Source organism: Bacillus sp. PK3_68 (genome assembly GCF_003600835.1).
GTDB lineage: Bacteria > Bacillota > Bacilli > Bacillales > Domibacillaceae > Pseudobacillus.
Genome location: NZ_NQYC01000001.1, coordinates 1,685,407 through 1,710,602, shown reverse-complemented (window position 1 = coordinate 1,710,602; position 25,196 = coordinate 1,685,407). Strand labels below are relative to the sequence as shown.

Genomic DNA, 25,196 nt, shown 5'->3' with positions numbered 1-25,196 from the left:
GGACTATATAAAAAAGCTGCGGAATGATTCTCCGCAGCTTTTTTGCAGCTGTATTTACCGTTTTTATCGCACGATTCTGCGCCAGATCAATTGATTTGGTGCATAGCTTTCTAAATAGCGAATACTTTTCGGCGAGTCTTTTCCGACCCAGACACTTGCAGTATACTGATCTGTTAAACCAGCAAACCAGAGGTCCTTTGTACTGTTCGTTGTACCAGTCTTCCCACCTGCGTAGGCAGTGCCAGGATTCGCTTTTTTACCTGTTCCATTATGGATTACATCTGATAACAAGTACCGCATTTTATAGGTTGTTGATTTTGACCAAACTGTCTTCGTTTCCTCTTTCCATTCATAGAGCAGATTGCCTTGACGGTCTGTCACTTTTTCAATTGCATGAGGCTTTGTAAATGTCCCATCAATAAAAGAAGTGTAAGCTCCTGCAATTTCAAGAGTAGTCATTCCGTGTTGGAAACCTCCAAGAGCTTTCCCATCGGACGCTCGATCGGTCTCGGTCAATCGCTCAAAATCAAACTTTTCCAAGTAAGAATAGGCTTTTTCATTTCCCGTTTTCACAAATAAACGTAAAGCAGCTGTATTATACGACTTCGACAAAGCTGTTCTTAAGGTGACCATTCCGTATTCTTTACCACTATAGTTTTTTGGACACCAGCCGCGAATACAATATTTATCTGCGCTCACTAGGCTGTTAACATCGGCATGGGTCGTATCAATGTATGGTCCATAGTCGAGCAATGGTTTAATTGTCGATCCAGGCTGCCGGAACCCTTGGAAGCTCCGATTGAATTGTGTCCGGTCATAGTTTCTTCCGCCGACAAGCGCAACGATATTACGCGAATCATTTTTGATAACTGCGGCCGATGATTGCACCGATGATCCGCTAAGTACCGAGTTAACAGCGTTTTCTGCTCGCTGCTGCATGGAAGGATCTAAAGAGGTATGAACAACAATGCCCGAAGATTTTACTTTTTCAACACGGTCGTTCAATTTGTGTTCAATAGTGATTTTTTCGTCCCCTTTGGCATTTTGCAATTGCTGATCGAAGCCTTCTGTTTTGGCAATTAATTGCTTCAGCTCATCTTCCACATAAGTAGAGTAGCTAGCATATTTGTCTATACGGTCTCTCATTTGAAGCTTAATAGGTTCTTTTTTTATTTCCTCAGCTTCAGATGCCGTAATAAACTTTTCTCGCTGCATCATATCAATGAGCCGTTCTTGGCGTTTTTTCGTATTTTCGAAATGCCGGACGGGGTCATATAATGACGGATTGTTTGGAATAGCAGCGATAAAAGCCAGCTGTGCTTTCGTTAATTCATTGACGTGTTTCTGAAAATAAAATTGCGAAGCTGCTTCTACACCGTATACTTGATGATTGAAATAAATGGCATTTAAGTAAAGATTTAAAATTTCATCTTTCGACAGCCTTTTCTCAAGTTCGTATGCATATAATACTTCTGACACTTTTCGTACCAATGTCCGGTCGTGATTCAAATAAATGTTACGTGCAAGCTGCTGTGTGATTGTGCTTGCTCCCTGTTCGATCCCATCAGCTTTAGCATTAATGAGCACGGCGCGCATAACAGCCGCCGCATTAATACCGGCATGATCATAAAAGTGCTTGTCTTCAGACTGTAAAAACAATTCCTTTAAAAATGGGGGAATATTTTTTCCATCTGCTACAATCCGGTAAGGCTGATGAATCTCCAAATAGGGGTTCCCATCTTTATCGACAAATTTACTTGCCTGAGAAAGGTGGACATCTTTAATGACGATCTTTTCATCGACAACCTCATCAAAGCTCCTGACTTTATGTGCTTCTGCGTTTGCGAAGTAAAATAAAAACACAGCTACAGGGAGGAGCAAAACTATTAACATATAACCAAAAACTGTCCTCATTCCCTAAACCGCCTTCTTCTTTCTAGTTTGTTATACTTGTGGAAAAACAAGTAAAAAATAATCCTTTCATCATCATAATCGAAAGAGGGCAATTTAGAAAGAGGATATCATGAGAAAAATAGGAAAATCTGAGAGGCCCGGATGAACTGGTATAAATCTACTAACTTAAGAAATAAAAAGCAGCAAAGATTTTTTTTAAAAGGTAAGGGAAAAGCATGATAAGCGCATTTCTGTTCGTCTATTGGCGTTGCAAATTGTCAAAAGGAGCCGTATGATTCATTTTTATTTGTTTGCCGGGGCTTTTATAAAGAGTGGAAAGTAAGTACAATAGTCTTGTAGGCCTCCTGTCTAGCAGGAGAAACTTTAAGAATACGGAATCAAGCCATTATATACATCATGATTGGCTAGAGATTATAATAAAATAAATTAAGGTAAAATAAATAGCTATTTTGGTTGAAGGAGGAGGTTTTTGTGAGTAAGAAGTTCTTTTTCATTGATTTTGAATTTTCGATGCCGGATGCCGGGTTAACAGCAAAAGGGTTTTATCCAGAAATTATTGAAGCCGGCATAGTGATTGCTGAAGGAGAGAGAATTATTTATACCTTTTCTTCTTATATAAAACCCTCTGCTTTTCCTAAGTTAACTGAAAGATGCAAGCGTTTTCTCCATATTGAACAAAAGCAGGTGGACGAGGGGATGTCTCTTCAGGAGCTAGTTTGTTTACTCGCAGAATTAAGCGGAACCGACAGCCATTCCGTTATTACGTGGGGCAATATGGATATGAAGGTATTGAGAAGAAACTGTGAGGAAGCAGGACTTGTTTTTCCGCTAAGAGGACAATTTATTGACCTATCAATGGAGTACAAAACCTTTTTCGGTGACCGCAATCAGACTGGGCTATGGAAGGCGGTACAAGAATACGGCAAGGAAGGGACAGGCAAGCATCATCGAGCACTAGACGATGCTCTTACTACTTATCATATTTACAATCTCGTTGAAAAAGACAAGGCTTATATGAAAAAGTCAAAGCCGCCGACAATCGGCGACCTCGTTGACTTCTCACAATTGCTTAACCGCATGGCTTAAGTCCAAGCAATGTTATACATCAGCTCATACTCTCTCTGAACTGCTTGTAGCGACATAAGGCTCTTTTTGGAAAACTCGCTGTCTTCTTGTTCTAGCCTGCTTTTGAGCGCAGTGACGGCCTCCTTCAGTGATTCATTGTAATCGGGAATGCTTCCTTCATAATGCTTAACGGTTGATGCTGGAATGTTGGCTCGTTCTGTATAGGCAAGCGCCTTTCTTTCATGGAAAAAAGGCACATCTACTTGCTTGGGGTGATGAAGGTCTCCTTGGGCAGGATGACGCAGCACAGCCAGTATTTTAACTGTATAGCTGTCTGGGTGAGAATCGCTGACTTCCCCAATATATTTTCCTGTTTTATAAAAAGCAGTTACAATATCTCCTGTTTTTATCATAGTTTTTTACCCTCCTCTGCTCTCTTCACTCTATCAGAATCTTTGGATGAAAGAAATACGGGGGATAGCAGGTGATTTTTTTTTAGCAATCAGTTAAAGTAGAAAAGGCAGAGGTGAGAGGATGTATCGTTTGATTTTCATCACATTCGCAGCATTCCTTCTCTTGCTTGCTGGCTGTAACAAAGAATCGGAAAAGGCCTCTTCAGAACCTTTAAAGCCAGCAGCGAAGATTGGGAAAGAACAGGAAGGAGATAAGAAAATGAGTTATCCACAATTCACAGCAGAAGTAGCAGAGAATGAAAAGCTTGTTGAAATGAAAACAAATAAAGGAACAATTAAAATTAAATTGTTTCCTGAACAAGCTCCCAAAACGGTTGAAAACTTCGTTACTCATAGCCAAAATGGTTATTATGACGGACTGATCTTTCACCGTGTCATTCCTGATTTCATGATCCAGGGGGAGACCCGCAAGGAACAGGAACAGGGGGCGAAAGCATCTACGGTCAGGCCTTCGAAGATGAGTTCTCTCAGCAATTGTTCAATTTCAGGGGAGCTCTCTCAATGGCTAATGCTGGTCCCAATACGAATGGCAGCCAGTTCTTTATCGTGCAAAACAGCAAGATGGACCCAGGCTTTAAAGAGCAAATGGAAAAAGCAGGATATCCTCAGGAAGTGACAGACTTCTACATGCAAAATGGAGGAACACCATGGCTTGACTTCCGTCACACTGTGTTTGGACAAGTGGTGGAGGGCATGGATGTTGTCGATACAATTGCTAGCATACCAACTGGCGCACAGGACAAGCCGAAGGAAGATGTAGTGATTGAAAAGGTTACAGTAATTAACTAAATCAACACACAGAGTTTAGAGAGAGAAGGCGAATTGATGGCAATCAGTTCGTCTTATTTTGTGGGAGCGGTTGGTTTGGAAAAGAGAAATTGCTATAATGAAAGAAGGCACTGGATTGAAGAATTTGCTGTTTTTACAGTGAAAGGAGACGGAATCGTGCTGCAATCATTTATATTGGGAATGTTCTTTTTATATTTCCCGGAGGATAAGACGGAATATATTCCCGCAGTTATTTCAATGGCAATTTTTACGGCAGCCGCTGTAGCTGTCTTTCTGTATTTTCGGAGGATCTCCAAAAAAGAGGAAGAGAAAGTTAACAAAAAATATAGTGAAATGAAAAAATAACGAGGCACTTGCTGTATGTTTTTCATTTTGGCCAATGTGTGTTATAGTGTATCAGAATAAAAGGAAGAATTCTGCTTTAGGCAGGAGAGGTTCGCGAACTCCCTCTATAAAAAACTAAGAGAAAAGCCTGTCTATGTCTAGAAGGTTTTTTTCTATTGCCTGAAAAAAGGTTATTTAGAGTCACAGTTCTTGAATCTCTTTCTTCTTTCAAAGGAAAAGAAGAAAGGAAGAGGAAAGATGGGGAAAGAAAAAGCAGTAGTTGTATTCAGTGGCGGTCAGGACAGTACGACTTGTTTATTTTGGGCGAAAGAACGTTTTGACGAAGTCATTGCCGTTACATTTGATTATGGACAGCGTCACCGCCTGGAATTAGAATGTGCCGCTGACATTGCCAAGGATTTAAATATACCGCATCACATTTTAGATATGTCTTTATTAAACCAGCTTGCCCCTAATGCGTTGACCCGGGGGATATAGACATTACAGAAAAAGAGGGAGAGCCGCCTTCCACCTTCGTCGAAGGTCGCAACCTGTTGTTTTTATCCTTTGCTGCAGTACTTGCTAAGCAATACGATGCCCGTCATATTATCACAGGTGTGTGTGAAACGGATTTCAGCGGTTATCCAGACTGCCGGGATGTATTCATTAAGTCATTGAATGTGACATTAAACTTATCCATGGATTATTCATTCGTTATCCATACGCCGCTCATGTGGCTGGACAAAGCGGAAACATGGGAATTAGCTGATGAGCTTGGCGCGTTTGAGTATGTAAGAGAACGTACGCTCACTTGCTATAACGGGATAAAAGGGAGCGGTTGCGGCGAATGTCCGGCATGTAAACTCCGCCAAAATGGTTTAAATAAGTATTTGGCGAAAAAGGAGGCAGGGTCCAGATGATGCAGCAAATTTATCCGGCGCCTATGCACGCTTATCGTTATGAACTAAATAAAGACTTCCAATTTGCCGCGGCGCATTACGTGCCTCATGAAGAAGCAGGAGCATGCCGCCGTCTGCATGGCCATACGTATTTTGCCAATGTAACTGTTGTCGGCAATGATTTAAATGAATCCGGTTTTTTAGTCAATTTTCAGGCTATCAAGAATTTAATTCATAAACGCTTTGACCATACAGTTTTAAATGAAGATGCCTTATTCAACGAAATGGACCCGAACGATTTTCCAACGACCGAAGTAGTCGCAAGAAAGTTCTGGGAGGTTATTCAGGAATCGTTGAATAAATTGCCGAATAAACCGCGTTGTATCCAAGTATTTCTGAGAGAAACACCGACAAGTTACGTGGTATTCCGGCCGCAAAAAGAGGATTTCCAATGAGAAAGATTCCTGTATTAGAAATATTCGGGCCGACTGTGCAAGGCGAAGGAGCGGTAGTAGGCCGCAAGACGATGTTTGTGAGGACAGCTGGCTGCGACTATCGTTGTGCCTGGTGTGATTCTGCATTTACATGGGATGGTTCCGCCAAAGAACAAATTCAGCTATTAACCGCTGAGGAAGTTTGGGAAGAGCTTGTCAGAATAGGAGGAGATACGTTTGATCACGTCACGATCTCCGGTGGCAATCCAGCGCTGTTGCCACAAATAGATGATTTGCTGGCTAAATTGAATGAGAAGGGTATTCAAACAGCTCTTGAAACACAGGGGAGTCGTTGGCAGGACTGGTTTTATAAGATCGATGATTTAACGATTTCTCCCAAGCCGCCCAGCTCAGGGATGGAAACAGATTTTGAGAAATTATCCTTCATTATTGAACGTTTAATAGAGAAAGAAAAAGCTGTCAGCTTAAAGCTTGTTATTTTTGATGAGAAAGACTTAGCATTTGCGAAAAGTGTCCACCGGCTCTATCCGAATTTACCATTCTTTTTGCAAGTCGGAAATGATCGTTTGCAAGAACAGAATCCGGGTAACCTTTTGCCTTATTTAGTGAGCCGGTATGAGTGGCTTATTAACAAAGTAATGCCGGATCCAGAATGGAAAAATGTGCGCGTTTTGCCGCAGCTTCATACGTTTGTGTGGGGGAATAAGCAAGGTGTATAATAGAAAAAGAGATGCCAACTTAGGCATCTCTTTTTATCTTTTGATTAAGAAAGGGCTGCTTTTAATCGTTGCAATCCGTCCTCCACAATTGAACGCGGGCAGGCTACATTCATACGCATGAACCCTTCTCCACCGCTTCGGTATTTAGAGCCTTGTCCGAGAGCGAGTTTTCCTTTTAAAAGGATTTTTTTCATTAACTCGTCATCGCTCAGCCCTAGCTTGCGACAGTCGATCCAGACTAAATAGCTTCCTTCCGGTTCGATAACTGTTAATTCTGGCAGCTCTCGATCGATAAATTCCTTCACAAGCCGAACATTGCTGCGAATGTATTCAATCGCTTCGTCAAGCCATGGGCCGCCTTCGCGGTAGGCAGCTTCTGTAGCAGCGATGCCTATCATATTGAGTGAGAAAAAGCCTTGCTTAGCAAGAACCTTCTGCAGCTTAGCCCGCAGCTCGCGATTAGGTACGATCATGGAAGAAGTCTGAAGGCCGGCTAAATTAAATGTTTTGCTTGGTGCAATACACGTAACGATTATGGATTCATATTCTTTGCGAATAGAAGCAATCGGTATATGCTTATACGGCTGAGCTGTTAAATCGCTATGTATTTCATCGGAAACGATGAGCACCTTGTGTTTTTGACAAAGCTCAGCGATCGTTGTAAGCTCTTCTTTTGTCCAGACACGGCCGCCGGGGTTATGGGGACTGCACAGTAAGAACATCTTTACCTCTGCGCGCGATAGCTTCTCTTCTAAATCCGCAAAGTCTATTTCATAGCGATTATCACGCAAGATGAGTTCACTGTTAACGACAAGCCGGCCGTTGCGTTCGATCATATCGAAGAACGGTGTATAAACCGGTGATTGCAGTAAGACCGAATCTCCCAGATCGGTAAATGCTTGTATAGCTGTGCCGAGTGATGGAACGACACCTTGATTGAATAACAGCCAGTCTGTATCAATTTCCCAAGAGTGCCGATTAGCCATCCAGTTTTTTATGGCTTCTTTCATAGAATTCGGAATAGCTGTATAACCGTATATGCCATGCTCGGCTTGCTCAACAACGGCTTTTTTGACGGCATCGGGTGCCTCAAAGTCCATATCGGCTACCCACATGGGAAGTGCGTCCTCTACACCAAAGACAGCTTTTATATTGTCCCATTTTACAGCGTTTGTACCTGTACGGTTAATAACTCGATCAAATCTACTCATAATCTTCACCATCCTGACAAGTAATATATAATCATGTTAAATTATTTTTAGAAAAAAGGGCAATGATTTGTCTTTTTATTTAAGGAGGCATCAGAAAATATGAATAAGGACATTGAAGCAAATAGAAAGTTTGACCGCATTCTCCGTGAATGGGATCCATTTAAAGAAGGCGGCGATTTTTACGATACAGAAGTGGCTGATGCGATTCAAGCTGTGCATCAATTGGACGATAAGGAAGCGTTAACGCAAAGAATTAAAGAAATTTATGAATTTTCATTTGAAAAGCCACTTTCGGTGGAAAGTTGTCAAAAGGTAGCAGAACAATTGCTGCAAATAAAAAATGAAGATTCTTGTGAGTTGTAATATAAAAATATATAATGTTTTGTCGATAATACCAAAGAAATAAAATTATCTTTTCTTCTCGAAAGACGTTTATAGAAGGGGAAATGAATGGAAAAATAATTATTTCATATTTTGGAAAAGTAATTCCAAGGAGGTGGAGAGTCTATAACTCTAAAAAATAATGCTTTTCAGAAATATAAAAGTTTATTACAATATCTTTAAAGGTTTTGTGAAAAAATAGCAATTTTTTTGAAGTCAGCCAACAATGAGAAAGGATTGGAACATATGGCTATACAACAAGAGCGCAGCATCCCAGAGCCTGGGCAAGAAGAACAAAAGTTAAAGAGAGGCTTAAAGTCCCGCCATCTAACGATGATCTCTATCGGTGGGGCAATCGGTACCGGGCTGTTTCTTGGAAGCGGTGCCGCGATTCATACGGCAGGTCCTGGAGGAGCCCTACTTGCTTATGCGTTAGTCGGGGCCATGGTATTCTTCGTTATGACCAGTCTAGGAGAAATGTCTGCTTTTATGCCGGTTAGCGGTGCGTTTAGCACGTACGGGACAAAGTTTGTTGACCCTGCGTTTGGATTTGCGTTAGGTTGGACGTACTGGTTTAACTGGGCCATGACTATTGCCGCTGAGTTAACCGCTTCCACAATGATTATGAAGTTCTGGTTTCCGGACAGTCCTTCCTTGTTATGGAGCATGTCATTCTTAGCTCTTATCTTCCTCTTGAATTATTTATCTGTTAAAGGATACGGAGAAGGAGAGTATTGGTTTTCTTTCATTAAGGTATCCGCTGTTATTATTTTCATTATCGTAGGCCTATTAATGATTTTTGGTATTATGGGTGGCGAAGTGATCGGGTTTAAAAACTTCACCGTAGATGAAGCACCTTTCTCCGGTGGCTTTCTCGGGGTGTTTATTGTTTTCGTTGCTGCCGGTTTCTCGTTTCAAGGAACAGAAATCGTCGGTGTGGCTGCTGGTGAAAGTGAAGACCCAGCGAAAAATGTACCTAAAGCGATTAAAAGTGTATTCTGGAGAATTCTTCTTTTCTACGTGTTGGCGATCTTTGTTATCGGGCTTATCATCCCGTATACAAACCCAAATTTACAAAGTGAAAACGTTATGGTCAGCCCGTTTACAATGGTGTTTGAAAAAGCCGGACTTGCCTTTGCTGCTTCATTGATGAATGCTGTTGTTTTGACAGCGGTTTTATCTGCCGGAAATTCAAGTCTATATGCATCGACTCGTATGTTATATTCAATGGCTAAAGAGGGACAAGCCCCACAACTTTTTGCCAAGCTGAACAAACGCGGTGTGCCTGTTGCAGCGATCATCTTAACATGTGTGGTCGGTATGCTTGCCTTTTTCTCATCCATTTTTGGCGATGGTATCGTATACGTATGGCTGATGAACTCTATTGGTATTACAGGTTTTATTTTCTGGCTCGGGATCTCTATCAGTCATTATCGCTTCCGGAAAGCATTTTTAGCGCAAGGACATTCTTTAGACGAACTTCCATATAAGGCAAAATGGTATCCATTCGGACCAATTTTTGCTATCGTGGTAGGCTTAATTGTCATTCTTGCTCAAAACTTCCAGGCGTTCCTTGCTGATAAAATTGACTGGGGCAGTGTAGTAGCCGCTTATATGGGAATTCCACTCTTCCTTCTCTTGTGGTTTGGATATAAATTTATTAAGAAAACAAAAGTAGTTCCGCTTCAAGAATGTGAGTTTGATTTTGCGGATGAAGAAAAGCATAACTAAATAATATGCCGGACAGCGCGAAATAGCGCTGTCCGGTTTTTTTATATAAAAATACATAAAAGGGGTCGTGTTATTAGGTACATATTTGCTATAATTGTGATAATTGATGAAAATTTGGAGGAATAGTTGTGAAAATAGACAATAGCGAACGAGAGATACTAGAAATCCTCGAAAAAGATGCTCGTCTGAATGCATCTGATATTAGTAAGATGATAGGGAAAAAAGAAGAAGAAGTAAGAACTATGATCAAAAGATTAGAAGAAGCCAGGGTGCTTGTTCATTATACAGCTCTTGTAGATTGGTCTAAAGATGAAGATGATCAGCGGGTAACAGCAATGATTGATGTGAAAGTAACACCGAAACGAGGGGTGGGCTTTCATGATACAGCGGAAAGGATTTACCGGTTTAAAGAAGTAAGTTCCGTATATTTAATGTCAGGAGCTTACGATTTATCGGTAACGGTAGAAGGAAAGTCAATGAACGAAGTAGCCCGATTTGTTTCTGAAAAATTATCAGTTCTGGAAGAGGTCGTTTCTACCACTACGCATTTCCAGCTGAAGAAATATAAGCATGACGGCAGAGTCTTCGAAGAAAAGCAAACTGATAATAGAATCGTGGTGTCTCCATAATGTTAGGAACAAAAAGCTATATTGCTAAGTCGGTAGAATCAATGAGACCCTCAGGAATTCGCAAATTTTTTGATTTAGCTGCAGGAATGGAAGGCGTAATCTCTCTTGGAGTAGGAGAACCTGATTTCGTTACTTCGTGGTCAGCACGGGAAGCAGCTATTTTATCACTAGAGCGTGGCTTGACTTCCTATACAGCGAACGCCGGCCTTCTGGAACTACGGGAAGAAATAGCGAAGTATGTGAGCAGTCGTTTTTATGTTCCTTACGATGCTGAAGAGGAAATTATCCTCACGGTCGGTGCCAGCCAGGCGCTTGACTTAGCATTGCGTGCTATTCTTGACCCAGGCGATGAGGTGGTCATCGTAGAGCCTTGCTTCGTTTCTTATTCCCCGCTTGTTGAACTGGCAGGTGGAAAAACAGTGACAGTTGAAACAACCAGCGAGCAGCAGTTTAAATTGCAGGCAGCAGCACTTGAGGAGGCAATTACCCCGAGAACAAAAGCGTTGCTGCTTTGTTCGCCTAATAATCCAACGGGAGCCCAGCTTGACAAGGAGGACTTAGAGGCGATTGCAACGATTGTTAAGAAACACGACTTACTAGTTATCGCTGATGAAATCTATGCAGAACTTGCTTATGATGTCCCCCATACCTCCATTGCCAGCTTGGAAGGCATGAGAGAACGGACGATTTTGATTAATGGTTTTTCAAAAGGCTTTGCAATGACGGGATGGAGGCTTGGGTTTATTTGTGCTCCGGCTGAACTTGCAGCAGCTATGCTCAAGATTCATCAATATGCCATGATGTGTGCCTCTACGCCTGCCCAATATGCAGCGCTGGAAGCATTAAAAGCGGGAATGAATGATGTGGAAGAGATGAAAAAAGACTACCGGCGTCGACGTAATTATATTGTCCAGTCTTTTAATGAGATGGGATTAGATTGTCATACACCGGGAGGAGCCTTTTATGTGTTTCCATCTATTCAAAGCACCGGTTTAACGTCAGAGGAATTCGCAGAAGAATTGTTAAAGAAAGAAAAAGTAGCCGTCGTACCTGGCTCCGTCTTTGGAAACAGCGGTGAAGGTTTTATTCGCTGTTCCTATGCTTCTTCAATGGAGCAGCTGCAGGAAGCGGTAAGACGGATCAATCATTTTATTAATAGATAAGAAGAGAAGACAGCTTAGGCTGTCTTCTTTTTTCGTTTCATTTAGTCAGGTTTTAAAGAAAGAAAGGAGTGGAAAAGAAAGGATAATGCAAAAGGAGGGATCTAGATGGAAGTTATCGTAATCGGTGCAGACAGTCAGGTTGGCCAATTTGTTATTAAACACTTAAGGGAGAGAGGCCATCGAGCGATTGCTGTAATCAACGAGGAAAACAAAGTGCCCGATATGAAAAAGCTTGGCGCCTCCAGGGTAGAAACGAATGGCCGGGGAGATTTCACCTCTGCTTTTTTAGGGTGCGATGCTGTTATTTTCATTTCTGATTCCAGTCCGAAAACAGGAGCGGGCAAGACTGTTTTGGTGGACCATCGTGCTGTCATTGATGCTGTTCAGGCTGCAAAGAAAAATGGAGTTAAACGTTTTATTATGATGAGCGCTGTACGGGCAGGAGAGAATGCAACAGACAGCGGCGAAATGATTGGGGCAAAGGATATGCCGGATGAATTAGTTAAGGAAGAATCGATTGTGCATACAGTCATCCGACCGGCACAAATGACAGATGAGCCTGGCAGGGGAACCGTAACGATCGCAAGTTCAGTTGCGAAGAAGGATAAGATTCCCCGCGAAGACATGGCCGCTGTATTGGTAGCTGCACTTGAAAGTGAAGCAGCCTTTAACCAGGTATTTGAAGTAGCTAGCGGTGATACTACAATTAGCGAGGCCATACATACTCTCGCATAAAAGAAGAGTTTTTATTGGAAAAGTAAAGGATAGAGGAGGGGTTTTATGAGTTTAACATCAGGATTAATTATTGCTCTTATTATTTTTCTCGCATTAGTTATTGTGGTGCCTGTCGGTCTCTTTATCTATATTTATATTAAAGATGATCGACAGAAGCAGCATGCTATTTTGCGTAACTTCCCAGTTATCGGTAAAGTGAGGTACTTTACCGAGCATATTGGCCCCGAGCTGCGGCAATATTTATTCGAAGGCGATAATGAAGCAAAGCCTTTTTCGAGAAAAGAATACCAGGATATTGTGAAAGCCGGGAAGTATAAAGAGCGGCTCGTTGGATTCGGCTCAAAGCGTGATTTTAATGAGGAAGGTTTTTTTATACGCAATACCTTATTTCCGAAGCAGCGTGAAGAAATGAAAGTGGATAATACTGAAAAGATAAAAACACATGTATATAAAGTGGACTCTGACAATTTATTTACCCGCAAGGAACACAGTGAGGAACGTTTGGTCGATCCCTATTATTTGAGAGAGGAAGACGCGATCATCCTTGGCGAGAAAACATGCCGTCATCCATTTAAATTGCGAGGCCAGGTTGGCCAATCGGGGATGAGTTTTGGAGCGCTTGGCGAAAGAGCGATCACGGCTCTCTCCAAAGGTCTAGGTCTTGCCGGCGGCACTTGGATGAATACAGGGGAAGGTGGCTTGTCCGAATATCATCTTGAAGGCGGTCCGGATATCATTATGCAGATTGGCCCTGATCTATTCGGTGTGCGGAAACCAAGTGGTGAATTTTCGTGGGAAGAGTTTAAAAAGAAAAGTGAGATAGAGAATGTGAAAGCGTTCGAATTAAAATTAGCCCAAGGAGCCAAAACACGAGGCGGTCATGTGGAAGGTGAGAAAGTTACAGAAAAGATTGCTGCTATCCGCCTTGTAGAACCAGGAAAAACGATTAACAGTCCAAACCGTTTCTATGAGTTTGATGATGTGCCGTCAATGTTCGATTTTGTTGAGCAGCTGCGTTCCGTGGGAGGTAAGCCGGTTGGTATCAAAATTGTTGTTGGAGACCTTGATGCACTGGAAAATATGATTTCCTATATGAAAGAAAGCGGCAAAGGGCCTGACTTTATTACAGTAGATGGCGGTGAGGGTGGAACAGGTGCTACTTTCCAGGAACTAGCTGATACAGTTGGCTTGCCGATTATGTCTGCTCTGCCGGTTCTTGATGAAATGTTAAAAAGATACGAGATTCGTGACAGAGTAAAGATTATCGCTTCGGGAAAACTCATTACTCCTGACAAGATAGCCATTGCGCTCGCTATGGGAGCGGATCTTGTTAACATCGCCCGCGGATTTATGATTAGTGTTGGTTGCATTATGGCTCAAGTATGCCACAATAATACATGCCCAGTTGGCGTAGCTACAACTGATGAAAAGCTGCAGGACGGATTAGTCGTTGAGGAGAAGTATTATCGTGTGTGTAACTATGTGATATCGCTCCGAGAAGGACTATATAATCTGGCAGCAGCTGCAGGGATTGATTCTCCAACGAAATTTGAACGCAAACATATTGTTTACAAAGATGAACTTGGGCGGCTTATGCCGCTCGAGGATATTATTATAGCGGCAGAACGGGCGCAACGAAAAAAAGAAGCATAATAATAAGTTTTCCTTTTAGAAGTAAAACAATAAACTCAAACAAAAAAACTACACCCGAAGTGTAGTTTTTTTGTTTGAGTTTATATAAGATGAACAATTGCTATGCTTTGAATATAAAATATAAAAAGAAGACAGCTGCAACGGCTGCCTTCTCAAGTTAAGGGGAAAATAGGGAATGTTGCATATACTAACTCTTCCCTGTTTATAGAGGAGTTATTCCTCTTTTCTCCAAATAGTTAAAAATAATTTCCTACTTATATGAAGAGCTGGAGAAAGGTGGCTATGTTTAGAAATATATAAGGAGATGTGATATAATTTTGTGATGCGTAGATAATGAATTTAACATTTAGGAGTGTTTGGATGGGAAATCAGATTGAACAAGGACAAATTATTACAGGAAAGGTAACAGGAATCCAGCCTTATGGGGCGTTTATTGCGCTGGATAACGGTACACAGGGGCTCGTCCATATTTCAGAAATTACTCATGGATTTGTCAAGGACATTCATGATTACCTTCAGGTCGGGGAAGAAGTAAAGGTAAAGGTGATGTCCGTTAACAAAGATGAGGGGAAAATTAGCTTATCTATCCGGGCAACCGAAGAAGCAAAGCCAGCTGCTGTTCAGCCGGTCCGTCGCTTGAAAATTGCTGAAGACAGTGAAGGCTTTAATACGTTAAAAGATAAGCTGCAAGAATGGATCGATCAGTCGGGAGAAGGAAAATAAGTAGCAGAGAAAGCATGAGCGCTTTAAGCACTCATGCTCTTTTTTATTTATAGAAATAAAGTGGTTTAAAGGGACCTATCTGCGTGCAGTAAATTTAAAGTATTTAGAAAGCCAGAGGATGACATGATTAAAAAACAAGACTTATTTTTTAGCGTCGGATTGAAAGGAAATAGTGTAAAAGGGGGAGCTCCTAACAGATCTTAAAGTGAAAGAAGACGAACAAACAGAAACCGCTTAGTAGAAAGTAGATTTAGTTCTTTATCCGCTTATTTGGCGCAAAATAAATTTGCACTACGTGATTGTTAGTTTTTTAACTGTTTGTTACCTGAGACAATTTGTTAGTTAGTTTTTACACCTAAGTGGTTGTTAAGGGAATAGCCATCAATTGGAAGCAGTTTGAAAAGATCGGTGCAATAGGGAGGCAAAAAAGAGCAGCTGAAATTTTCAGTGCTCCTTTTTATCAGCATTACTGGTTGGCAATGTTTTTTACAATATTATATTTACGAATGCGATATTGTAAATTTTGACGGCTCATACCGAGAGCTTTCGCTGTTTTCGTCACATTGAAATCGTGATGCTGCAATGCTTTTGTAATATAGTATGTTTCCGCTTCTTGGATATAATCATCAAGCGGCAAAATCGCTTTATCAGGTTGATAAAGAAAGCTCTCTACTTTCTCTAAGTCACTTGATAGGCCGTGACTGCCGGATTTGTTGCGAAATTGGATAGGGAGGTGTTCAAAAGAAATGGCATCTTCATGATCCATTAAGTTCATGGCACCTTCAATAACATGTTCTAATTCTCGGATGTTTCCTGGCCAGTCATATTCCAGGAAGTAGTTTCTTACTTCCTCGTCAATAGAGGCTACGTTCATGCCGAATAAGTGATTGTATTTGTCGATAAAAGCTGAAGCGAGCAAATCAATGTCTTCTTTCCGTTCTCTTAAAGGCGGAATGAAAACTGAGACAACGCTTAAACGGTAATACAGATCTTTTCTTAAGCTTCCGGCTGCAATGGCATCAATGGGGTCTTCGCTAATAGTGGCAAGAATGCGGACATCGATAGGAATATCTTCTTTTCCGCCTTCCCGGCGTATTTTCTTTTCCTGGATAACTTTTAAAAGCTTTGTTTGTAGGGCGGGACTCAGGCAATCAATTTCATCAAGTAAAATTGTCCCTCCATGTGCTTGTTCCAATAACCCTGGACGCTTCTCTGCTCCTGCCTGTTCTTCCACGCCGAATAGCAAAGTTTCCATTAGTGTATCCGGAAGTGCGGCGCAATTTTGTGAAAGGAAGGTTTGGTCAGCCCGTGGGCTGCCATTATGAATGCTATGGGCAAATAGTTCTTTTCCAGTCCCAATCTCGCCGACGATTAGAACTGAAGAGGCAGTGCGGGCGGCCCGCTTGCCTGTTTCAATCGCTTCCTTGAGCAGGGGGCTTTGCCCAAGGATCTGATCAAATGTATAGCGGATGTCCTCTTTTTTATTCATATTTTCTTGTATCATCTTTTCGAGCTTCGTCACATCTTTTGCGATCTCTACTGCGCCGATAACAGTTCCGTTCTCTTCAATAGGAAAAGTGTGGTTAATGGTGGTGATTTCTTGTCCTCTATTATTAAAATAAGTTTGTTTAACGTTTTGGATGCTTTCTCCTGATTTCAAAACCTGAAGTAATGTACTTTCCTCGGCAGCCCCAAAGTTAAAAACATCCATTAGATTTTTATCGAGAACATCCTCAATATCCATTCCCTCGATTTCCCGCATTTTTTTATTGTAAATAACTGTTCTTTCATTGGGATCGATTACATGAATACCAAGGTCGATCTTTTCTAAGATTTCTTTATACATGGTTACTAGCGATTCTAAACTTTTTGCATTCATAGAATCCCCCTCTTTAAAATATATTTCTATTTTAAGAAAAAACACTTGAAAAAAGCAATAATATTTTGCATTATAATAAGTGTAAGAGATTTATTAGTGCAAAAAAAATTTGCGCATAAAACTTTATCAGTCACATAAAAATTATAGTTTTGATCATCTTAAAGGAGGAAGGATGCTGATTCCATATAAGCATGAACCATTTACTGACTTTTCAAAACCAGAAAGCAAGAAGGCTTTTCAGCTTATAGAAAGCTATCTTGGCTAGGATTATCCGCTGGTGATCTGTGGAAATAAAGTAACAGTTGAGGATAAAGTTGTTGCTTATCATCCAACTGATAAAGAAGAAGTAAGGGGACGTGCGCCAAAAGCGAGTCGCTGTTGAAGACGTTTGGTATTTGGAAAAAGTAAAGTCAGAAATCCGTGCAGGTATCTTGTTCAAAGCGGCAGCGATTATCCATTGCCGTGAACATGAGTTCTCTGCTCTCCTTGTACTTGTAAAAGAAGCCGGAAAACCTTGGAATAAGGCAGATGCTGATACAGCTGAACAGATCGACTTCTTTGAATGCTACGGCCGTCAGATGCTAAGAATGAAAGACGGTATGCCAGTGGGGAGACTCTTAAGGCAAAAATATAAATAAACGGAGGGAAAAAGATGGCTAATACAGTTCAGTCACAAGAAATTATCAAGCAAACAGAAAAGTACGGAGCAAACAACTATCATCCACTACCAATCGTTATTTCTGAAGCGGAAGGTGTTTGGGTACAAGATCCAGAAGGTAATAAATATATGGACATGCTTAGTGCTTACTCTGCTGTGAACCAAGGGCATCGTCATCCAAAAATTATTCAAGCTCTAAAAGAGCAAGCAGATCGAGTAACTTTAACATCCCGTGCATTTCATAATGACCAGCTTGGACCATGGTATGAAAAAGTTTCCAAACTAACAAACAAAGAAATGGTATTACCGATGAACACTGGTGCAGAAGCGGTAGAAACAGCTTTGAAAGCAGCTCGTCGTTGGGGATACGATGTAAAAGGTATTTCAGACAATCAAGCTGAAATTATTGCTTGCGAAGGTAACTTCCATGGTCGTACAATGGGGGCAGTATCGTTGTCATCAGATGAAGAATACAAACGCGGCTTCGGTCCGATGCTTCCAGGAATTAAATTGGTGCCGTACGGTGATCTTGATGCGCTTAAAGCAGCTATCACTCCAAACACAGCAGCTTTTATCATTGAACCTATCCAAGGAGAAGCGGGAATTAATATTCCGCCAGCTGGATTCTTGAAAGCAGCTTACGAGCTTTGTAAAGAAAACAAGGTAATGTTTATCGCTGATGAAATTCAGGCTGGGCTTGCGCGTTCAGGTAAAATGTTTGCTTGCGAATGGGATGATTTTGAGCCGGACATGTACATTCTTGGTAAAGCGCTTGGAGGCGGCGTGTTCCCTATTTCCTGTGTAGCAGCAAATAAAGATATTCTTGGTGTATTCAACCCAGGCTCTCACGGTTCTACTTTCGGAGGCAACCCGATGGCTTGTGCCGTTTCAATCGCTGCTCTTGAAGTTCTTGAAGATGAAAAATTGGCTGATCGCTCTCTCGAATTGGGAGAATATTTTGTGGGTAAACTGAAAGAAATTGATAACCCAATGATTCAAGATGTACGCGGCAGAGGTTTATTTATTGGTGTAGAATTGAATGAGCCGGCACGTAAGTATTGTGAAGCATTGAAAGAAGAGGGACTACTTTGTAAAGAAACTCATGACACGGTCATTCGTTTCGCTCCTCCACTCATTATTTCGAAAGAAGAATTGGATTGGGCGATCGAGCGTATTCAAAAAGTGCTAGCTGTTTCTGGCACAAACTAACGATTAAATAACAAAAGAGGCGAATTTCAAAATGTCGGAAAATCTAAATTTATTCACATCAACTCAGGATGTCATTAAAGAAGCTTTGGCAAAATTGGGTTACTCGGAAGAAATGTATGAGCTTTTGAAGGAACCGTTACGTATGTTGACAGTTCGTATACCTGTACGTATGGATGATGGTTCAACAAAAATATTTACCGGTTACCGTTCACAACACAGTGACGCAGCTGGCCCTTCTAAAGGCGGCGTCCGCTTTCATCCGGATGTGAATGAAGAAGAGGTAAAAGCATTATCAATGTGGATGACGCTCAAGGCAGGAATTGTTAACTTGCCATATGGCGGCGGAAAAGGCGGAGTTGTTTGTGACCCTCGCCAAATGTCAATGGGTGAATTAGAACGTTTAAGCCGCGGCTACGTTCGTGCAATTAGCCAGATCGTTGGTCCTACAAAGGATATCCCGGCTCCAGACGTTTATACAAACTCACAAATCATGGCATGGATGATGGACGAGTACAGCCATATTCGTGAATTTGATTCTCCAGGATTTATCACTGGTAAACCTCTTGTATTAGGTGGCTCTCACGGTCGTGACAAAGCAACTGCTGAAGGTGTAACGATTTGTATTAAAGAAGCAGCGAAAAAACGCGGTATCGATATTGAAGGAGCTCGTGTGGTTATCCAAGGTTTCGGTAATGCGGGAAGCTTCCTAGCTAAATTTATGCACGATGCCGGGGCAAAAGTTATCGGAATTTCTGATGCTTATGGCGCTCTTCATGATCCAAATGGTTTAGATATCGACTATTTAATTGATCGTCGTGATAGTTTTGGTACGATTACTACATTGTTTGAAAACACAATCACAAACCAAGAATTATTAGAAGTAGATTGTGATATTTTAGTACCAGCTGCTATTTCTAACCAAATTACAGAAAAGAATGCTGATAAGATTAAAGCGTCTATCGTTGTGGAAGCTGCTAACGGTCCAACAACAATGGAAGCAACAAAAATATTGACAGAAAGAGGCATTCTTCTTGTTCCTGACGTATTGGCAAGTTCCGGAGGGGTAACTGTATCTTACTTTGAGTGGGTACAGAATAACCAAGGTTACTACTGGACAGAGGAAGAAGTACACGAAAAGCTTCATGAAACTTTGATCAGTGCTTTTAATAATATTTATGAAACTTCTCAAACACGCGGAGTGAATATGCGTCTGGCTGCTTATATGGTCGGAGTTCGTAGAACAGCAGAAGCTTCTAAGTTCAGAGGATGGGTTTAATTAGATAAAAACAAAAAGAACAGCCTCCATAGTCTAAGGCCGGTGATAATTCACCGGCCTTGTCTTTTTGTATAAAAAGGCAAAACTAAGAATTAGGCGCAGTCATGCGGCGGTTTTCTGTTGCATCCCATGTTTTAAATAACAAGCCAAGGTTAATCAGTCCTGCCACTCCCACGATAATATAAATGATTCTTGAAAGTACAGAGTCCTGACCGCCAAAGATAGCTGCCACTAAATCAAATTGAAACAGTCCGATTAATCCCCAGTTAAGAGCCCCAATAATCGTAAATACAAGCGCAAGACGCTGAAGTGTATGCATATTTCTTATTCCTCCTTTCATCTCTGACGATGTTTAGTATGCGCAAATTGTTTGCTTCCATACATAGAGAGAAAAAGTATGTTCTTTTGAAAAAATATAGTCGCTCTATAATAATAAGGTAAAGGGGGAGAAACGATGAATCGATTTATTCAATATAATCCGGTTAAATGGATTTTTGGGAAAGGATCGATCAGCAGGCTGCAGGCAGAGCTGCTGCGATTTGGCAAAAACATTCTTCTAATTTACGGTGGCGGGAGCATCAAGCAGAATGGTTTATATGATGAAGTAATAAAAGAATTAAAGGCTATTCAAGCGAATATTTATGAGCTGCCCGGTGTTGAGCCGAATCCTAGGCTTTCTACGGTACAAAAAGGCATAGACATTTGTAAAAGAGAGCAAATTGACTTTATTTTGGCTGTTGGCGGAGGAAGTGTGATTGACTCTGCAAAAGCCATTGCTGCTGGAGCCAAATATGAAGGCGGTATTTGGGAACTCATTTCAAAAGGGAAAACGACAGAAGCCGCTCTCCCTTTAGGTACCATTTTAACACTGGCGGCTACTGGTTCTGAAATGAATGCAGGTCTTGTTATTACTAACTTGGAGACAAAGGAAAAAATTGATTGGCATAGCCAGCATGTGTTTCCGCAATTTTCAATTTGTGATCCATTGTACACGATGACAGTGCCACATGATCAAACTGTTTTTGGTATTATTGATATTATGTGTCATATTCTTGAGAACTATTTTCAGAATGGTGAGGGTGCGGATTTGCAAGACAGCTTCAGTGAGATAACTTTAAAAACTCTTATTGAGACAGCTCCCCGGCTTTTAAAGCAGCCCGATAGCTACGAGTGCCGTGCAAAAGTAATGTATGCTGGGACCATCGCTTTAAATGGCACTCTACAATCAGGGTATCGTGGTGACTGGACAGCCCATATTATTGAACATGCTGTATCAGGGCTATATGATATTCCTCATGCAGGTGGTTTGGCCATTTTATTTCCGGCGTGGATGGAGTATGCCATTCATTCTCAACCGGCTCGTTTTAGTCAATTGGCAAACCGTGTATTTAATGTCAATGAGGTAGGAAAATCAGAAAAGGAAAGAGGTCTTCGAGGCATCGAGGCTCTCCGGGGTTTTTGGTTAAGCCTCGGTGCACCTGCACGTCTCTCTGATTATGGAATTACTAGCGCTGATTTGGAGGAAATAGCGGACCATTCAATGAGGAGAGGAGAATTTGGTCGCTTTTGTCCAATGAATAAAGAAGGCGTGTTAGCTATTTTGCGTACTGCCTTGTAATAAATAGAATGTGAAAATTCCGCAGAAAGCTGCGGAATTTTTTTATTATTGGAGACACTATAAAAAAAGAGAGGGGATGAGCAGATGATTCAGTTACCTTCCGCATTAGAAGGAAAAAGTTTTAATTTATATGATTTAGAACAAAAGCTAAAGCCGCTCGGTTATTCGATTGGAGGCAATTGGGATTATGACCATGGTTCCTTTGACTACAAAATAAACGATGAAGAAGGATATCAATTTTTAAGAATTCCTTTTATTGCGACGAATGGCCAGCTAGATTCGCCGGGTGTCATAGTTAAAATCGGCTCTCCATTCATTCTTGCCCATGTTTATGAGCGAGGAATCGATGAGCTCGCTACACCTGGGAATGTAGGAGGGGCTTTTAACCAGTTTGCTGAACCCGAAGATGCTGATGCGAAAGTAAAAGAAAAATATGTGATATCCGGGCAACGGATACTAGAAGAGACCGAAAAGACGCTCAATGTTTAATCACGAGCAATTGATCAGAAGAACCGATTTGAAAAGAGAGCGGGGGATTGATCAGTATCTCGCCCGCTCTTTGAATACCGATTAAAAGAATACGCTCTTTCAAAAGAATAATGGCTAACTCTCCAAAGCGGAGATTGTTCCATTCCAGATCGGGTGACATGGATTGTAGAAAACTTCCATTGGTTGGGTCGATTAAATGCATGATGGAGGCAGAGGCGCCTTCATGCTGAATACTGCTTAGCATAATAGAGCTTGCATGCTTATTTGTTTGGATCACTTCGTCTGCACCTGCCCGTTTAGCATTAATTACTTGGTCATTGGTCAAGATTTCTACGATACAATGGAGAGAAGGGTTGCTGCCTCTCACTGCTACCAAAGTCAGAATTGAATTCATATCTGCATGCATCTCATTTTTATTTTGGTCAGATGTAATTAAAGCGCTTGCTGCTTCTTTTATATTCGCCTTTTTTAAGATTTCGTCTTTATAAGGGGCACCTTGAATGAAGTGAACAATCTTTTCTGAATAAGGGTTTGTCCGCAAAGATTCATCAATAAGAACGACGTGACGAGAGAAAGGCAATGTATGTAAATGATCAATAATTTCTTTTGTACGTTCATTCCAGCCAATGATGACTAGATGGTTTTTATGGGTGTAAACGGCTCTTCCCTCGCGTAAAGAGTTTTGCAAAGTTACAGCAGACGCTGCCAAATTAATAAAATAAGCGGATAAAAAACCGGCTCCGGCAAATATTAACCCGATGCCAATAAGCCTTCCAGCGGTTGTTTTAGGGGCATAATCCCCGAAACCGACTGTTGAAGCAGTAACGACCGCCCACCAGATTCCTTCAAAAACAGTTGGGAACGTATGTGGCTCGATGAGGTGGACAGCTGTCCCGAAAAGCGTAATAAAAAAGACAGCAATGATGAGAATCCGAAATAAAATAGGAGATTCAACGAATTTATAATAGATAGTTTGGAACACAAAGCCATCCTCCTTTTAAATTTTAAATATTCTTTCTTTTTGAAAAGGTATTGCTATTTGGGATGAAATTAATATAATAGTCAATAGAGCAATGAACGGGGCATTAGCTCAGCTGGGAGAGCGCTACACTGGCAGTGTAGAGGTCAGCGGTTCGAGCCCGCTATGCTCCATTACTTAAACCCTTGCGCAGCAAGGGTTTTTCTTATGCCCAAGATTAAGCAATTAAAAATAAATAAGCAAATGGGTCCCGATTGGGGACCGATTTTTTTAACCTTGCTTTTTTTCACTCAAAAATAGCTCATCCAATTTGTCTGCAGCTTCTTGATCTGCTTTTTTTAATGCATGGCCATAAGTGTCCATTGTGATCCGAATATCAGCATGACCAAGACGTTCTGAAATAATTTTTGCATGGACACCCTGATTGATTAATAAGGTAGCTGATGTGTGACGTAGATCATGCAGCCTTATGTAACGTACGCCAGCCCGTTTGGTAAATCGTCGCCACCAGGTAGAAGGGGTGGTTGGATAAAAGTGAGTTCCGTCAATATTACAGAATAACCATTCATGTTCTTTTTCTACCCAATCATCACCAGATTTCAACCTTTCTTTTTTAAGTTGGTGAATGTATTGTTTTAGTTCCAATGTGACAGAAGAAGGCAAAGAGATTAACCGTTCAGAAGCATCACTTTTTGTATTCTTAATAACAGGCTTTCCGTTTTTGCCGCGAACAATAGCCTGATCGATGAAAATTTCTTGTTTTTCTATATTAATTTTAGACAATTCAATTCCTAATAATTCACTTCTTCTTAATCCAGCAGCTAGAGCGAGAGAAAGAAATACACGCCAATGCATCGGTTCACTTTGCGCTGCAGCAAAGAGAGCCCGAACTTCATCTTCATCATAGACTTCAGCTCGTTTCTTTTTTTCTCCTTTTTTTGCTTTAGGCTTCTTTACGGCAGCTACTGGATTCTCTTTAATCTTTTTCCAATCAACAGCACGCTGAAATATATCACGAAGAATACGATACAGATATTGTTTACTGCCAACAGAAAGTTCGCCCTGTCCGTCAGTCCGTTGCGCTTCTGAAAGAAACTTAATTACATGGATGGGTTTTACTTCATTTAGTCTCATAGAGCCAAAGAAAGGTAAGATATGATTTTTTAAATACATTCTATAACTTTCCATTGTTTGCTCTCCAAGCTCGTTATTTCCGTGGTTTTCTTGCCATTCATCTACAAAGGCCGAAAATAACATTTTTTCCGGTGTAATGTATTCTCCGCTTTCTACTTCGGTAACAAATTTAGCAAGTTCCTTTCTAGCCTCTGTAATGCCCTTGCATTTCACTGTTTTTCGTCTTTTAATCCTGTTACCCTCATGATCGTATCCGAGCTCTACAGTGAGCCGATAGGAGCCTTTCCCGCGCTTTTCGATACTAGCCATTTGATTACCTCCCTTTATTTCTATCATTTAAGCTAAAAATGTATTATTCAACATAGCTCAGACTACAAAAAAGCTCTTTGAGCTTCCGAATTCATCTCAAAGAAATACAGAACAATCTCCTATTTCATAATTTAAGGTTTAATTAGGAATGTACGTTCTGTTTGAAGGTAAAAAAATTAATCTCCCTTAGATAGTCGAGATTCAACAGTACATTCACTTACTTTTCGTGGTGTTTTATCACCAACTAATTCTCCATAAAGTTCACCATCTTTTATGTATACTCTCTCGAAAACAGGAATTCTAATTAATTCACGTTTAACAGGATTCTTTAACGCTTTTTGTCTCAACTTTTTAGCTCTTTTGATTTCAAATTCAGAAAGCATAGTATCAGTCCTCTATAAAGTTATTTGGTTCTTCAGTTTCTGTATTGTCGAGATACCATTCCATATAAAGAGAGTCATCGCTGGCTATAAGAGAAATTTTCTTTATTTCTTCTTCTGATAAATCTTGAATTCCATTGATATGAAAGCTTTCAAATTCATTAGAAATGTCAATGATTTCAGTTGGATTGTCTGTTTTGCCTATGAGGTAGCATAAAGAAACATTAAAAAACTCTTTCAACTTAAATACTTGCGAAAGGTCAGGAATTCTTTTGCCTTGTTCATAGGCTTCCAAAGCATCCCGGCTCAGGTTCACTTTACGGGAAAGTTCTATCAATGAAAGGTTTTTTTGTAGTCTTAAATCTTTTAAACGTTTTGCAAAAATAGTCATTTTAAAACAC

The 25,196-nt window shown here is 40.9% G+C and carries 24 protein-coding genes, 1 tRNA gene, 3 pseudogenes and 1 riboswitch; of the genes and pseudogenes, 19 read left to right on the top strand and 9 right to left on the bottom strand.

Going from position 1 to position 25,196, the window contains the following annotated elements:
- Window positions 1–63: 63 nt before the first annotated feature.
- On the bottom strand, window positions 64–1,914 hold the full coding sequence (locus CJ483_RS08975) for a transglycosylase domain-containing protein (protein WP_120034149.1): 1,851 nt from the start codon (window positions 1,912–1,914) through the stop codon (window positions 64–66).
- Window positions 1,915–2,385: 471 nt separating this feature from the next.
- Here CJ483_RS08975 and kapD point away from each other — a divergent pair, with 471 nt between their 5' ends.
- The gene (kapD, locus tag CJ483_RS08970; RefSeq protein WP_259455597.1) at window positions 2,386–3,000 is read left to right on the top strand and encodes a 3'-5' exonuclease KapD; all 615 of its coding nucleotides are present in this window, start codon (window positions 2,386–2,388) and stop codon (window positions 2,998–3,000) included.
- Here the strand turns inward: kapD and kapB are convergent.
- Complete coding sequence (gene kapB, locus CJ483_RS08965; RefSeq protein ID WP_120034147.1) at window positions 2,997–3,392, bottom strand: kinase-associated lipoprotein KapB; 396 nt, start codon at window positions 3,390–3,392, stop codon at window positions 2,997–2,999. The genes kapD and kapB overlap by 4 nt on opposite strands.
- A 259-nt stretch (window positions 3,393–3,651) precedes the next feature.
- Between kapB and CJ483_RS25415 the strand changes: the two are divergent.
- From CJ483_RS25415 to queE, 5 genes and pseudogenes are all read left to right on the top strand, one after another.
- A pseudogene (locus tag CJ483_RS25415) lies at window positions 3,652–4,241 on the top strand (peptidylprolyl isomerase).
- 36 nt (window positions 4,242–4,277) lie between these two features.
- A complete protein-coding gene (locus CJ483_RS08955; RefSeq protein ID WP_120034145.1) occupies window positions 4,278–4,586 on the top strand; it encodes a hypothetical protein in 309 nt (102 codons plus the stop codon).
- Between the two features lie 80 nt (window positions 4,587–4,666).
- A riboswitch (PreQ1 riboswitch) is annotated at window positions 4,667–4,710 on the top strand.
- A 113-nt stretch (window positions 4,711–4,823) separates the two neighbouring features.
- A pseudogene (queC, locus tag CJ483_RS08950) lies at window positions 4,824–5,485 on the top strand (7-cyano-7-deazaguanine synthase QueC).
- A complete protein-coding gene (locus CJ483_RS08945) occupies window positions 5,482–5,919 on the top strand; it encodes a 6-carboxytetrahydropterin synthase (RefSeq protein ID WP_120034143.1) in 438 nt (145 codons plus the stop codon). The pseudogene queC and the gene CJ483_RS08945 overlap by 4 nt, the downstream one beginning before the upstream one ends.
- Window positions 5,916–6,638, top strand: coding sequence for a 7-carboxy-7-deazaguanine synthase QueE (queE, locus tag CJ483_RS08940; RefSeq protein ID WP_120034141.1), 723 nt, complete (start codon window positions 5,916–5,918; stop codon window positions 6,636–6,638). Before CJ483_RS08945 ends, queE begins: the two co-directional genes overlap by 4 nt.
- A 44-nt stretch (window positions 6,639–6,682) precedes the next feature.
- Here queE and CJ483_RS08935 read toward each other — a convergent pair whose 3' ends face one another.
- Window positions 6,683–7,849, bottom strand: coding sequence for a MalY/PatB family protein (locus CJ483_RS08935; RefSeq protein ID WP_120034139.1), 1,167 nt, complete (start codon window positions 7,847–7,849; stop codon window positions 6,683–6,685).
- Between the two features lie 99 nt (window positions 7,850–7,948).
- Between CJ483_RS08935 and CJ483_RS08930 the strand changes: the two genes are divergently transcribed.
- From CJ483_RS08930 to yugI, 7 genes are all read left to right on the top strand, one after another.
- Window positions 7,949–8,212: a DUF1871 family protein gene (locus CJ483_RS08930; protein WP_120034137.1), complete on the top strand. Its 264-nt coding sequence runs from the start codon at window positions 7,949–7,951 to the stop codon at window positions 8,210–8,212.
- 264 nt (window positions 8,213–8,476) lie between these two features.
- On the top strand, window positions 8,477–9,961 hold the full coding sequence (locus tag CJ483_RS08925; RefSeq protein ID WP_120034135.1) for an amino acid permease: 1,485 nt from the start codon (window positions 8,477–8,479) through the stop codon (window positions 9,959–9,961).
- Between the two features lie 128 nt (window positions 9,962–10,089).
- The gene (locus CJ483_RS08920) at window positions 10,090–10,590 is read left to right on the top strand and encodes an Lrp/AsnC family transcriptional regulator (protein ID WP_120034133.1); all 501 of its coding nucleotides are present in this window, start codon (window positions 10,090–10,092) and stop codon (window positions 10,588–10,590) included.
- Entirely contained in the window at window positions 10,590–11,753 is a 1,164-nt protein-coding gene (locus CJ483_RS08915; protein ID WP_120034130.1) for an aminotransferase, read from the top strand. The genes CJ483_RS08920 and CJ483_RS08915 overlap by 1 nt, the downstream gene beginning before the upstream one ends.
- Window positions 11,754–11,858: 105 nt before the next feature.
- Window positions 11,859–12,488, top strand: a complete 630-nt coding sequence (locus CJ483_RS08910) for an NAD(P)H-binding protein (protein WP_120034128.1) — start codon at window positions 11,859–11,861, stop codon at window positions 12,486–12,488.
- A 45-nt stretch (window positions 12,489–12,533) separates the two neighbouring features.
- Window positions 12,534–14,141, top strand: a complete 1,608-nt coding sequence (locus CJ483_RS08905; protein ID WP_120034126.1) for an FMN-binding glutamate synthase family protein — start codon at window positions 12,534–12,536, stop codon at window positions 14,139–14,141.
- 360 nt (window positions 14,142–14,501) lie between these two features.
- Entirely contained in the window at window positions 14,502–14,864 is a 363-nt protein-coding gene (gene yugI, locus CJ483_RS08900; RefSeq protein WP_120034124.1) for a S1 domain-containing post-transcriptional regulator GSP13, read from the top strand.
- A gap of 466 nt (window positions 14,865–15,330) precedes the next feature.
- On the opposite strand, the gene CJ483_RS08895 is transcribed toward yugI, so the two are convergent.
- Complete coding sequence (locus CJ483_RS08895; RefSeq protein WP_120034122.1) at window positions 15,331–16,743, bottom strand: sigma-54 interaction domain-containing protein; 1,413 nt, start codon at window positions 16,741–16,743, stop codon at window positions 15,331–15,333.
- Window positions 16,744–16,915: 172 nt separating this feature from the next.
- Between CJ483_RS08895 and CJ483_RS08890 the strand changes: the two are divergent.
- The 3 genes and pseudogenes from CJ483_RS08890 to CJ483_RS08880 all read left to right on the top strand — a co-directional run.
- Window positions 16,916–17,351: pseudogene (locus CJ483_RS08890) on the top strand (aldehyde dehydrogenase family protein); the annotation flags it as partial.
- A 44-nt stretch (window positions 17,352–17,395) separates the two neighbouring features.
- Complete coding sequence (locus CJ483_RS08885) at window positions 17,396–18,610, top strand: ornithine--oxo-acid transaminase (protein WP_120034119.1); 1,215 nt, start codon at window positions 17,396–17,398, stop codon at window positions 18,608–18,610.
- A 31-nt stretch (window positions 18,611–18,641) separates the two neighbouring features.
- On the top strand, window positions 18,642–19,886 hold the full coding sequence (locus tag CJ483_RS08880) for a Glu/Leu/Phe/Val family dehydrogenase (protein ID WP_120034117.1): 1,245 nt from the start codon (window positions 18,642–18,644) through the stop codon (window positions 19,884–19,886).
- Between the two features lie 85 nt (window positions 19,887–19,971).
- Here the strand turns inward: CJ483_RS08880 and CJ483_RS08875 are convergent, their stop codons facing one another.
- The gene (locus tag CJ483_RS08875) at window positions 19,972–20,205 is read right to left on the bottom strand and encodes a DUF378 domain-containing protein (RefSeq protein WP_120034115.1); all 234 of its coding nucleotides are present in this window, start codon (window positions 20,203–20,205) and stop codon (window positions 19,972–19,974) included.
- Between the two features lie 135 nt (window positions 20,206–20,340).
- On the opposite strand from CJ483_RS08875, the gene CJ483_RS08870 reads away from it, so the two are divergent.
- On the top strand, window positions 20,341–21,504 hold the full coding sequence (locus tag CJ483_RS08870; protein ID WP_120034113.1) for an iron-containing alcohol dehydrogenase: 1,164 nt from the start codon (window positions 20,341–20,343) through the stop codon (window positions 21,502–21,504).
- An 84-nt stretch (window positions 21,505–21,588) separates the two neighbouring features.
- Complete coding sequence (locus CJ483_RS08865; protein WP_120034111.1) at window positions 21,589–21,993, top strand: YugN-like family protein; 405 nt, start codon at window positions 21,589–21,591, stop codon at window positions 21,991–21,993.
- Here CJ483_RS08865 and CJ483_RS08860 read toward each other — a convergent pair.
- A complete protein-coding gene (locus CJ483_RS08860; RefSeq protein ID WP_120034109.1) occupies window positions 21,983–22,975 on the bottom strand; it encodes a potassium channel family protein in 993 nt (330 codons plus the stop codon). The genes CJ483_RS08865 and CJ483_RS08860 overlap by 11 nt on opposite strands.
- 97 nt (window positions 22,976–23,072) lie before the next feature.
- Between CJ483_RS08860 and CJ483_RS08855 the strand changes: the two genes are divergently transcribed.
- Window positions 23,073–23,145: transfer RNA gene (locus CJ483_RS08855), tRNA-Ala, on the top strand.
- A gap of 97 nt (window positions 23,146–23,242) precedes the next feature.
- Here CJ483_RS08855 and CJ483_RS08850 read toward each other — a convergent pair.
- The 3 genes from CJ483_RS08850 to CJ483_RS08840 all read right to left on the bottom strand — a co-directional run bounded on the left by CJ483_RS08850 (window position 23,243) and on the right by CJ483_RS08840 (window position 25,186).
- On the bottom strand, window positions 23,243–24,415 hold the full coding sequence (locus tag CJ483_RS08850) for a tyrosine-type recombinase/integrase (RefSeq protein ID WP_120034107.1): 1,173 nt from the start codon (window positions 24,413–24,415) through the stop codon (window positions 23,243–23,245).
- A 176-nt stretch (window positions 24,416–24,591) separates the two neighbouring features.
- Window positions 24,592–24,798 (bottom strand): hypothetical protein, encoded by a 207-nt coding sequence (locus CJ483_RS08845; protein ID WP_120034105.1) that lies wholly within the window; start codon window positions 24,796–24,798, stop codon window positions 24,592–24,594.
- A 4-nt stretch (window positions 24,799–24,802) separates the two neighbouring features.
- On the bottom strand, window positions 24,803–25,186 hold the full coding sequence (locus tag CJ483_RS08840; RefSeq protein ID WP_120034103.1) for a helix-turn-helix domain-containing protein: 384 nt from the start codon (window positions 25,184–25,186) through the stop codon (window positions 24,803–24,805).
- Window positions 25,187–25,196: the final 10 nt, after the last annotated feature.

Coding starts and splice junctions, on each gene's coding strand:
- CJ483_RS08935 (WP_120034139.1), bottom strand. CDS start 7,849: ATGAGTAGATTTGATCGAGTTATTAACCGTACAGGTACAAACGCTGTA.
- CJ483_RS08865 (WP_120034111.1), top strand. CDS start 21,589: ATGATTCAGTTACCTTCCGCATTAGAAGGAAAAAGTTTTAATTTATAT.
- CJ483_RS08845 (WP_120034105.1), bottom strand. CDS start 24,798: ATGCTTTCTGAATTTGAAATCAAAAGAGCTAAAAAGTTGAGACAAAAA.
- CJ483_RS08975 (WP_120034149.1), bottom strand. CDS start 1,914: ATGAGGACAGTTTTTGGTTATATGTTAATAGTTTTGCTCCTCCCTGTA.
- CJ483_RS08930 (WP_120034137.1), top strand. CDS start 7,949: ATGAATAAGGACATTGAAGCAAATAGAAAGTTTGACCGCATTCTCCGT.
- CJ483_RS08895 (WP_120034122.1), bottom strand. CDS start 16,743: ATGAATGCAAAAAGTTTAGAATCGCTAGTAACCATGTATAAAGAAATC.
- CJ483_RS08870 (WP_120034113.1), top strand. CDS start 20,341: ATGAATCGATTTATTCAATATAATCCGGTTAAATGGATTTTTGGGAAA.
- CJ483_RS08915 (WP_120034130.1), top strand. CDS start 10,590: ATGTTAGGAACAAAAAGCTATATTGCTAAGTCGGTAGAATCAATGAGA.
- CJ483_RS08955 (WP_120034145.1), top strand. CDS start 4,278: ATGGCAATCAGTTCGTCTTATTTTGTGGGAGCGGTTGGTTTGGAAAAG.
- CJ483_RS08945 (WP_120034143.1), top strand. CDS start 5,482: ATGATGCAGCAAATTTATCCGGCGCCTATGCACGCTTATCGTTATGAA.
- CJ483_RS08905 (WP_120034126.1), top strand. CDS start 12,534: ATGAGTTTAACATCAGGATTAATTATTGCTCTTATTATTTTTCTCGCA.
- CJ483_RS08910 (WP_120034128.1), top strand. CDS start 11,859: ATGGAAGTTATCGTAATCGGTGCAGACAGTCAGGTTGGCCAATTTGTT.
- CJ483_RS08840 (WP_120034103.1), bottom strand. CDS start 25,186: ATGACTATTTTTGCAAAACGTTTAAAAGATTTAAGACTACAAAAAAAC.
- CJ483_RS08875 (WP_120034115.1), bottom strand. CDS start 20,205: ATGCATACACTTCAGCGTCTTGCGCTTGTATTTACGATTATTGGGGCT.
- queE (WP_120034141.1), top strand. CDS start 5,916: ATGAGAAAGATTCCTGTATTAGAAATATTCGGGCCGACTGTGCAAGGC.
- CJ483_RS08850 (WP_120034107.1), bottom strand. CDS start 24,415: ATGGCTAGTATCGAAAAGCGCGGGAAAGGCTCCTATCGGCTCACTGTA.
- yugI (WP_120034124.1), top strand. CDS start 14,502: ATGGGAAATCAGATTGAACAAGGACAAATTATTACAGGAAAGGTAACA.
- CJ483_RS08880 (WP_120034117.1), top strand. CDS start 18,642: ATGTCGGAAAATCTAAATTTATTCACATCAACTCAGGATGTCATTAAA.
- kapB (WP_120034147.1), bottom strand. CDS start 3,392: ATGATAAAAACAGGAGATATTGTAACTGCTTTTTATAAAACAGGAAAA.
- CJ483_RS08885 (WP_120034119.1), top strand. CDS start 17,396: ATGGCTAATACAGTTCAGTCACAAGAAATTATCAAGCAAACAGAAAAG.
- CJ483_RS08925 (WP_120034135.1), top strand. CDS start 8,477: ATGGCTATACAACAAGAGCGCAGCATCCCAGAGCCTGGGCAAGAAGAA.